This is a genomic window from Streptomyces sp. NPDC058086 (assembly GCF_042885015.1).
Lineage (GTDB): Bacteria > Actinomycetota > Actinomycetes > Streptomycetales > Streptomycetaceae > Streptomyces.
In genome coordinates this window covers 63101-71419 of the sequence record NZ_JBHVST010000060.1, presented here as the reverse complement: position 1 = coordinate 71419, position 8319 = coordinate 63101, and the positions used below count along the sequence as shown (strand labels likewise).

Sequence of the window (8319 nt, the reverse complement as noted above, 5' to 3'; positions counted from 1 at the left end):
ACGAGGGCCTGTGCCCGGCACGCCGAGAGCACGCACCTGACGCCGCAGGGCCCGCCCTCCGGGCGGACGACGGGAATTTGACGACAGGACCTAGGTCCCGGCCGGATCCGGTCCCGTCGGGTCCTCGCCCCGGTCGAGCGCCTTCCAGATGTCCTCGGGCCGGTCGGGGTCGACCGGCTTGGCCTTGCGCGGCCGGGGCGTCCCGTCGCGCTCGTAGCGGCCGGACATCGCGGGCCACAGCCGTCCGTAGCGCAGCGCGAGCAGCCCCGCGAGGAGGATGAGCGCGCCACCCGCCGCGGCCGCGTAGGGCCAGCCGGTGTGGCTGAGGGCGCTCGCGGTGGCGGCGGTGTCGCCGGAGGCGGCCGCGGCCTTCTCGTCGAGGGCGGAGTTGTCGCTCGCGCCGAGCACCGCCGCCACGACCGTGCCCGCGCCGGAGAGCGCGAGCAGGGCGGAGACGAGGAAGCGCCCGGAGCTGCGGACGGCGAAGACGGCGACGAGTGCGGCGAGGCCCACTATGGCGAGCGCCGCGGGCACGCCCGTGACGTCGCTGCCCTTGGCGGTCAGCGGGAAGGCGCCGCCGGCCACCGTCGCGGTGCCCTCCGACCAGCTCTGCCGGGTGGAGAGCAGCGCCACGGCCGCGCCGAGGGCGCCGCTGAGCAGGGCGACGGCGAGGCTGCGGCGGCCGGACCGGGCGGGTCCCGCGGCTTCGGATCGGGGGGGAGGTACAGCTGTCACGTACTCCACTATCGCCTGAACCCCGGGCGAACCGTCACCCGGGGTTCACGTGAGCCTCGTCCTATTGCCCGAACTCGTACCGCAGGACCCGGGTTCCGCCGCCTTCTACCGGTCGAGCCGGTTGGCGGTGTGCACCGCGCGCAGGACCGCGGCGGCCTTGTTGCGGCACTCGTCGTCCTCTGCGACGGGGTCCGAGTCGGCGACGATTCCGGCGCCCGCCTGGACGTACGCGGTGCCGTCGCGCAGCAGGGCCGTACGGATGGCGATGGCGGTGTCGGAGTCGCCGGCGAAGTCGAGGTAGCCGACGCAACCGCCGTACAGTCCCCGCCGGGACGGTTCGAGTTCGTCGATGATCTGCATCGCGCGCGGCTTGGGGGCGCCGGAGAGGGTGCCGGCCGGGAAGCAGGCGGTGAGGACGTCGAAGGCCGTACGGCCCGCCGCGACGCGTCCGGTCACGGTGGACACGATGTGCATCACGTGCGAGTAGCGCTCGATCGACATGAAGTCGACGACCTCGACGGAGCCGGGCTCGCAGACCCGCCCCAGGTCGTTGCGCCCCAGGTCGACGAGCATCAGGTGCTCGGCGCGCTCCTTGGGGTCGGCGATCAGCTCGTCGGCGAGGGCCTGGTCCTCCTGGACGGTGGCGCCGCGCGGCCGGGTGCCCGCGATGGGGTGCACCATCGCCTGCCCGTCCTCGACCTTGACCAGGGCCTCGGGAGACGAGCCGACGACGTCGAAGCCGTCGAAGCGGAAGAGATACATGTACGGGGAGGGATTGGTCGCCCTCAGCACGCGATAGACGTCCAACGCGCTTGCCGTGCACGGCGTTTCGAAGCGCTGGGAGGGGACGACCTGGAAGGCCTCGCCCGCCCGGATGCGCTCCTTGATGTCCTCGACGGCGTCCTGGAAGTCCGGGCCGCCCCACAGGGCGGTGTACTCGGGCAGCTCGGAGGGCGGGAGCGCGGCGGGCGGCTGGGAGACCGCGCGGGAGAGGTCGGCCTCCATGGCGTCGAGACGGGCGACCGCGTCCGCGTAGGCCTCGTCGACTCCCGTGTCGAGGTCGTTGTGGTTGATGGCGTTGGCGATCAGCTGGACCGAGCCGTCCCAGTGGTCCATGACGGCGAGGTCGCTGGTGAGCAGCATGGTCAGCTCGGGGAGCTTCAGGTCGTCCTGCTCACCGGGGCCGATCTTCTCCAGGCGGCGCACGATGTCGTAGCCGAGGTAGCCGACCATGCCTCCGGTGAACGGGGGCAGGCCCTCTCCGTGCGGTGTGTGCAGGGCCTCGATGGTGGCGCGCAGGGCGGCCAGCGGGTCCCCGTCGGCGGGGACGCCGACGGGCGGGGTGCCGAGCCAGTGGGCCTGCCCGTCGCGCTCCGTCAGGGTGGCTTGGCTGCGGACGCCGATGAAGGAGTACCGGGACCACGAGAAGGACGCGCGGCCGTTCTCGGCGGATTCCAGGAGGAAGGTGCCGGGGCGCTCGGCGGCCAGCTTGCGGTAGAGCGCGACCGGCGTGTCGCCGTCGGCGAGGAGCTTGCGGCTGACGGGGATGACACGGCGGTCGGTGGCCAGCTTGCGGAACGTCTCGAGGTCCATGGCGGCTGACCTTACTGATCCAGTGACGGTACGCCGGAATCGGCGCCCTGGGTGTCCACGGAGGCCGCCTCCTTGAGGAGCACGTCCTCGTCGAAGCAGGTGCGGGCGCCCGTGTGGCAGGCGGCGCCCACCTGGTCGACCTGGACCAGGAGGGTGTCGGCGTCGCAGTCGAGGGCCACGGACTTCACCCACTGGAAGTGGCCGGAGGTGTCGCCCTTGACCCAGTACTCCCGGCGGCTGCGCGACCAGTACGTGCAGCGGCCCGTGGTGAGGGTGCGGTGCAACGCCTCGTCGTCCATCCAGCCGAGCATCAGCACCTCACCGGTGTCGTACTGCTGGGCGATGGCGGGGACGAGTCCGTCGGTGCTGCGCTTGAGACGCGCGGCGATCTCGGGATCCAGGCCGCTGGGGCTGCTGGGCGGGGGCGTGCTGGTCATGCCGACCATTGTGCCGCGCCCGTGGGACGCACCCGCCGGTTGTCCACAGGCCGGACCGTGCTCCCCCGCCCGCCGGTGTCCACTGTGCGCGCTCCCGGGGCGGTCGTAGGCTTGCTGGCATGTCGACCCATGCCAAGCGTGAACGACTTCTCCTCGCCGACCTGTTGGAGGCCGAGGGCCCGGACGCCCCGACCCTGTGCGAGGGCTGGAACACCCGTGATCTCGCCGCGCACGTGGTGGTGCGCGAGCGCCGCGCGGACGCCGCGGGCGGGCTGCTGGTCAAACAGCTCGCGCCGCGTCTGGAGCGGGTGCAGGCGGAGTTCGCCGAGAAGCCGTACGAGGAGCTGATCCAGCTGATCCGTACGGGCCCGCCACGCTTCTCGCCCTTCGCGCTGAAGCAGATCGACGAGGCGTCGAACACGGTCGAGTTCTACGTCCACACCGAGGACGTGCGGCGGGCCCAGCCGGACTGGACGCCGCGCCCGCTGGACCCGGTCTTCCAGGACGCCCTGTGGTCCCGCCTGGAGCGCACCGCCCGCCTCGCCGGCCGTGGCGCCCCGACCGGCCTGGTGCTGCGCCGCCCGGACGGCCAGACGGCGGTCGCCCACCGGGGCACACCGGTCGTGACGGTGACCGGCGAGCCCTCGGAGCTGCTGATGTTCGTCCTCGGCCGGCAGAAGACGGCCGACGTGGAGCTGGAGGGCGACAAGGACGCGATCGCGAAACTGAGCGAGACGAAGCAGCTGGGTCTCTGAGCGGCCTCACCGAACCGGGAGCAGCTCCGAACCGCCGGACCTGCCAGGCATCCGAGCGGCCCGCTCAGCGCGGCAGCTCGGCGCGGCGCAGGGGACGGGAGCAGAGGGCGATGATCCCGCTCAGGGCGCAGATCGCGGCGCAGGCCGTGAAGACCGGGCCGGTGCCCCACCGGTCGACGGCCCAGCCGACCACCGGGAAGGTGAGCGGCGCGACGCCGAAGCTGACCAGGGTCGAGACCGAGATGACCCGACCGGCGTAGGCGGGTTCGGTCTGCGCCTGCACCAGCGCACCGCTCACGGCCCCGCCCAGCCCGGCCAGCAGTCCGATGAGCAGGGCCACACACGCCCCGGCGGCGACGGACGCCACCTGCGCGAGCCCCCCGATGGCCACCGAACCCGCGACGGTCGTCACCGCCATCACGAGTCCGGCGCGGGGCACCCGCCCCCGCAGGGCGAGCAGCAGGGACGCGGCGCCGGCGCCGGTCCCGAACCCGGCGAGCACCCAGCCCATTCCGGACGACCCCCACCCGCGCTGCTGCGAGAGCAGGGTCAGGCCGAGGTTCATCGGTCCGACGAACCCCAGGTCGGAGAGGGCGATGGCGAGCACCAAAGGGCGGAGCACCGGGTGTCGGCGGATGCGCCGGAGCCCGTCCCGGAGTTCGGCCATGACCGCTCCGCGCGCCTTCTCGTCGTCCACGGGCAACTGCCCGACCCGTATGGTCAGCAGCATCGGCAGGGACACCCCGATCAGCAGCGCGGCCAGTGCGAACGCTCCGGCGGTACCGCCGAGGGCCACGCCCAGGCCGCCGAGCGGACCGCCGAGGACGGTGGCGAGCCGGGTCGCGAGGCCCCGCAGGCCCTGGACCCGGGCGAGCTGGCTCCGAGGGGCGAGCAGGGCGGGGAGAGCGCCCGCGGCGGGCAGGAAGACCGCGTCCACGACCCCGAAGAGCACGGCCACCGCACCCAGCGCCCAGAGGCCGGGACTGGTCGCCAGGAGCAGCCCTGCGGCGGTCAGGACGAGGGCACAGCGCACCGCGCTGCTGCCGACGACCACGCGACGCGGCCCGAACCGGTCGGCGACCACTCCCCCACCGAGCATCAGCAGGGCGCGGGGCACGGCACTGGCGGCCGACACGAGCCCGGCCTGCGCGGGCGTCCCGGCCTGGACGGCGGCCCAGGACAGGGCGATGTAGTAGACGTTGTCGCCGATCGCCGACGAGGCGTACGCGCCTAGCCAGCGCAGCACGTTGGAGTCACGGTGGGCGGGCCGTTCGCCGGCCACGCCCGACCGCAGCGCGGTGACGCTCATGGAGTGTGTCCTCTCAGACCCGGCTCAGACCCGGCTCAGACGCGGATCAGACCCGGCTCAGACGCGGCCGAGTTGCGTCTCAGACGCGGAACGGGAAGGCGTACGTGTGCACCGCGACGTTCTCGCGGCCTTCGGTCTCACCGGCCTCCTCGGCGGCCCGGCCCCGCTCCGTGTAGGCCTTGAACAGGGCCTGCATGTCCGCGACCAGCTCGGCAAGCTCACCGGCCGTCAGCCGCATCGCGGACTCGGAGGACTCTGCGGCGCGGTTCCACTCGGGCGTCCAGTGAGCGCGTTCGTCGAGGTACCGGCGGTAAAGGTCGGTGCGCTGCTCGGAGAAGAGCCGACTGGCCGCGGTGTACACAGCGGCCTTCTCGGGCGCGCCGCGGAAGTCCTCGTCGCGGATGCTGACCCCGTCCGAGGCGGGCTGCCACCAGCGCTCCCGGCCGTCGGCGCTCTGTGCCGGCGCCTCCTCGATCACGCCGTGCTCGGCCAGCTTGCGCAGGTGGTAGCTGACCAGTGAGACGGCCTCGTCGACCTGTTCCGCCAGCTGGGAGGCGGTGGCGACCCGGGCCACGATGAGCCCCCGGTAGAGCTTCATCCGCAACGGGTGGGCCAGCGCCTTGAGCGTGCCCATGTCCGTGATCCGGCGGTTCTCCTTGCTTGCCATGCCCCCGACCGTAGATACGAAAGAAAAATTGCACAACATATTTTGCGCAACTTATCTTTTGCATCTGCCCACAAGTGAGCCCCGGCCACCCAGTGACCGGGGCTCAGCACACTGCCTGCAGCACCGCCACGCGTCAGCGAACGGGGTGCCCCGCCCCGTGCAGCGCCTCCTTCACCTGGCCGATCCGCAGATCCCCGAAGTGGAAGACGGACGCGGCGAGCACCGCGTCGGCGCCCGCGGCGATGGCCGGCGGGAAGTCGGCGAGCCGGCCCGCGCCGCCGCTGGCGATGAGCGGCACGGTGACGTGCCTGCGGACGGCCTCGATCATCTCGATGTCGTAGCCGTCCTTCGTGCCGTCCGCGTCCATCGAGTTGAGCAGGATCTCGCCCGCGCCCAGCTCGGCGGCCTGGTGTGCCCACTCGATCGCGTCGATGCCGGTGCCCTTGCGCCCGCCGTGGGTGGTGACCTCGAAGGTCCCCCCGGGAGTGCGCCGTGCGTCCACCGACAGCACCAGCACCTGCCGCCCGAACCGCTCCGCGATCTCCCGGATGAGTTCGGGCCGCGCGATCGCCGCCGTGTTGACCCCGACCTTGTCGGCACCCGCCCGCAGCAGCTTGTCGACGTCCTCGGCGGTGCGTACACCGCCGCCCACGGTGAGCGGGATGAAGACCTGCTCGGCCGTACGGCGCACCACGTCGTAGGTGGTCTCGCGGTTGCCCGAGGACGCGGTGATGTCCAGGAACGTCAGCTCGTCGGCGCCCTCGGCGTCGTACACCTTGGCCATCTCGACGGGGTCACCCGCGTCGCGCAGGTTCTGGAAGTTGACCCCCTTGACGACCCGGCCGTTGTCCACGTCCAGGCAGGGGATGACTCGTACGGCAAGGGTCATGCTGCGGACACTCCGTCTTCTCCGCCGGAGCGGAACGCCTCCACCTCGACCTCGACGACCAGTCGCGAGTCCACGAAGCCGGAGACGATGATCATGGACGCGGCGGGGCGGACGGTGTCGAACAGCTCCTTGTGGGCGCGTCCGACCTCCTCCACGTCCCGGGCGTGGGTGATGTACATGCGCGTACGGACGACGTCGTCACGGCCGAGGCCGAGCTCCCACAACGCGGCGAGCGCGACGTTGAAGGAGTTGACCGCCTGCTCGTACGGGTCGCCGTCGACGATCGCTCCGTCGATCACGGAGGTGCAGCCGGAGACCAGCACCAGGCCGTTCGGCAGCTCCACCGCGCGGGAGTAGCCGAAGGCGTCCTCCCAGGGTGCGCCGGTCGTGACACGTCGTACGTCGCTCACTTGGCTACCGCCTCCAGGGCCTCTTCCAGGGTGAACGCCTTGGCGTAGAGGGCCTTGCCGACGATGGAACCCTCGACGCCCAGCGGCACGAGCTCGGCGATGGCGCGCAGGTCGTCCAGGGAGGAGACCCCGCCCGACGCGACGACCGGGCGGTCCGTCGCGGCGCACACAGTGCGCAGCAGCTCCAGGTTCGGGCCCTGCAGCGTGCCGTCCTTGGCGATGTCCGTGACGACATAGCGCGCGCAGCCCTCGGCGTTGAGGCGCTCCAGCGTCTCGTAGAGGTCGCCGCCGTCGCGGGTCCAGCCGCGGCCGCGCAGCGTCGTGCCGCGTACGTCGAGACCGACCGCGATCTTGTCGCCGTGCTCGGCGATGACCTTGGCGACCCACTCGGGGGTCTCCAGGGCGGCGGTGCCGAGGTTGACCCGGGTGCAGCCGGTGGCGAGGGCTGCGGCGAGCGTGTCGTCGTCGCGGATGCCGCCGGACAGCTCGACCTTGATGTCCATGGCGCCGGCGACCTCGGCGATCAGCTTGCGGTTGTCGCCGGTGCCGAACGCGGCGTCCAGGTCGACGAGGTGCAGCCACTCGGCGCCCGAGCTCTGCCAGGCGAGGGCGGCCTCAAGAGGGGAGCCGTAAGAAGTTTCCGTCCCGGACTCGCCGTGCACGAGCCGGACGGCCTGGCCGTCGCGGACGTCGACGGCGGGGAGGAGTTCGAGCTTGCTCACAGTGTTCCGATCCAGTTGGTGAGGAGCTGGGCTCCGGCGTCGCCGGACTTCTCGGGGTGGAACTGCGTGGCCCACAGGGGGCCGTTCTCGACGGCCGCCACGAAGGGCTTGCCGTGCGTCGACCAGGTCACCAGGGGTGCGCGCAGCGCCGGGTTGCCCACTTCCAGGGACCAGTCGTGGACGGCGTAGGAGTGCACGAAGTAGAAGCGCGCCTCGGGGTCGAGCCCCGTGAAGAGCCGGGAGCCGGCCGGGGCGTCGACCGTGTTCCAGCCCATGTGGGGCACGATGTCGGCCTGGAGCGGCTCGACCGTGCCGGGCCACTCGTCGAGGCCCTCGGTCTCCACGCCGTGCTCGATGCCGCGCGCGAAGAGGATCTGCATACCGACGCAGATGCCCATCACCGGGCGGCCGCCGGACAGACGGCGGCCGATGATCCAGTCGCCGCGGGCGTCCTTGAGACCCTTCATGCAGGCGGCGAAGGCGCCGACGCCGGGCACCAGCAGCCCGTCCGCGTTCATGGCCTTGTCGAAGTCACGCGTTATCTCGACCTCGGCGCCCGCGCGCGCGAGGGCACGCTCGGCGGAACGCACGTTCCCGAAGCCGTAGTCGAAAACGACGACCTTCTTAGGAGCGGTCAATTCCACACCTCCAGCCTCATGACGCCCGCGATCAGACACATCGCGGCGCCGATGGAGAGCAGCACGATGAGGCTCGCGGGCATCTTCTGCTTGACGAAGGAGTAGACGCCGCCCAGGAGGAAGAGTCCGACGACGATGAGGATGGTGTTGAGGCCTGTCATGGC

11 protein-coding genes are annotated in these 8319 nt (G+C 71.9%); 1 reads left to right on the top strand and 10 read right to left on the bottom strand.

What is annotated here, in order from left to right:
• Positions 1-90 precede the first annotated feature (90 nt).
• The 3 genes from ACFVWD_RS35890 to hisI all read right to left on the bottom strand — a co-directional run bounded on the left by ACFVWD_RS35890 (position 91) and on the right by hisI (position 2765).
• Entirely contained in the window at positions 91-744 is a 654-nt protein-coding gene (locus ACFVWD_RS35890) for a TIGR02234 family membrane protein (RefSeq protein WP_389602221.1), read from the bottom strand.
• A 96-nt stretch (positions 745-840) separates the two neighbouring features.
• Entirely contained in the window at positions 841-2328 is a 1488-nt protein-coding gene (locus ACFVWD_RS35885) for an anthranilate synthase component I (protein WP_389602220.1), read from the bottom strand.
• An 11-nt stretch (positions 2329-2339) separates the two neighbouring features.
• Positions 2340-2765 carry a phosphoribosyl-AMP cyclohydrolase gene (gene hisI, locus ACFVWD_RS35880; RefSeq protein WP_389602218.1) on the bottom strand — a complete coding sequence of 142 codons (426 nt, stop codon included), beginning with the start codon at positions 2763-2765 and terminating at the stop codon, positions 2340-2342.
• 119 nt (positions 2766-2884) lie between these two features.
• Between hisI and ACFVWD_RS35875 the strand changes: the two genes are divergently transcribed.
• Positions 2885-3520 carry a TIGR03085 family metal-binding protein gene (locus ACFVWD_RS35875; protein ID WP_389602216.1) on the top strand — a complete coding sequence of 212 codons (636 nt, stop codon included), beginning with the start codon at positions 2885-2887 and terminating at the stop codon, positions 3518-3520.
• A gap of 64 nt (positions 3521-3584) precedes the next feature.
• Here the strand turns inward: ACFVWD_RS35875 and ACFVWD_RS35870 are convergent, their stop codons facing one another.
• From ACFVWD_RS35870 to ACFVWD_RS35840, 7 genes are all read right to left on the bottom strand, one after another.
• Positions 3585-4829 (bottom strand): MFS transporter, encoded by a 1245-nt coding sequence (locus ACFVWD_RS35870; RefSeq protein WP_389602214.1) that lies wholly within the window; start codon positions 4827-4829, stop codon positions 3585-3587.
• A 79-nt stretch (positions 4830-4908) separates the two neighbouring features.
• A complete protein-coding gene (locus ACFVWD_RS35865) occupies positions 4909-5496 on the bottom strand; it encodes an ArsR/SmtB family transcription factor (RefSeq protein ID WP_389602213.1) in 588 nt (195 codons plus the stop codon).
• A gap of 133 nt (positions 5497-5629) precedes the next feature.
• Positions 5630-6385, bottom strand: a complete 756-nt coding sequence (gene hisF, locus ACFVWD_RS35860; RefSeq protein ID WP_389602211.1) for an imidazole glycerol phosphate synthase subunit HisF — start codon at positions 6383-6385, stop codon at positions 5630-5632.
• Entirely contained in the window at positions 6382-6795 is a 414-nt protein-coding gene (locus ACFVWD_RS35855) for a RidA family protein (protein WP_168508165.1), read from the bottom strand. Before ACFVWD_RS35855 ends, hisF begins: the two co-directional genes overlap by 4 nt.
• On the bottom strand, positions 6792-7517 hold the full coding sequence (priA, locus tag ACFVWD_RS35850) for a bifunctional 1-(5-phosphoribosyl)-5-((5-phosphoribosylamino)methylideneamino)imidazole-4-carboxamide isomerase/phosphoribosylanthranilate isomerase PriA (RefSeq protein ID WP_054231462.1): 726 nt from the start codon (positions 7515-7517) through the stop codon (positions 6792-6794). The genes ACFVWD_RS35855 and priA overlap by 4 nt, the downstream gene beginning before the upstream one ends.
• Entirely contained in the window at positions 7514-8161 is a 648-nt protein-coding gene (gene hisH, locus ACFVWD_RS35845; RefSeq protein WP_389602209.1) for an imidazole glycerol phosphate synthase subunit HisH, read from the bottom strand. Before hisH ends, priA begins: the two co-directional genes overlap by 4 nt.
• Positions 8152-8316: a hypothetical protein gene (locus ACFVWD_RS35840; RefSeq protein WP_054231464.1), complete on the bottom strand. Its 165-nt coding sequence runs from the start codon at positions 8314-8316 to the stop codon at positions 8152-8154. The genes hisH and ACFVWD_RS35840 overlap by 10 nt, the downstream gene beginning before the upstream one ends.
• Positions 8317-8319 lie beyond the last annotated feature (3 nt).

Coding starts and splice junctions, on each gene's coding strand:
- ACFVWD_RS35870 (WP_389602214.1), bottom strand. CDS start 4,829: ATGAGCGTCACCGCGCTGCGGTCGGGCGTGGCCGGCGAACGGCCCGCC.
- hisI (WP_389602218.1), bottom strand. CDS start 2,765: ATGACCAGCACGCCCCCGCCCAGCAGCCCCAGCGGCCTGGATCCCGAG.
- ACFVWD_RS35885 (WP_389602220.1), bottom strand. CDS start 2,328: ATGGACCTCGAGACGTTCCGCAAGCTGGCCACCGACCGCCGTGTCATC.
- hisF (WP_389602211.1), bottom strand. CDS start 6,385: ATGACCCTTGCCGTACGAGTCATCCCCTGCCTGGACGTGGACAACGGC.
- ACFVWD_RS35840 (WP_054231464.1), bottom strand. CDS start 8,316: ATGACAGGCCTCAACACCATCCTCATCGTCGTCGGACTCTTCCTCCTG.
- ACFVWD_RS35875 (WP_389602216.1), top strand. CDS start 2,885: ATGTCGACCCATGCCAAGCGTGAACGACTTCTCCTCGCCGACCTGTTG.
- ACFVWD_RS35865 (WP_389602213.1), bottom strand. CDS start 5,496: ATGGCAAGCAAGGAGAACCGCCGGATCACGGACATGGGCACGCTCAAG.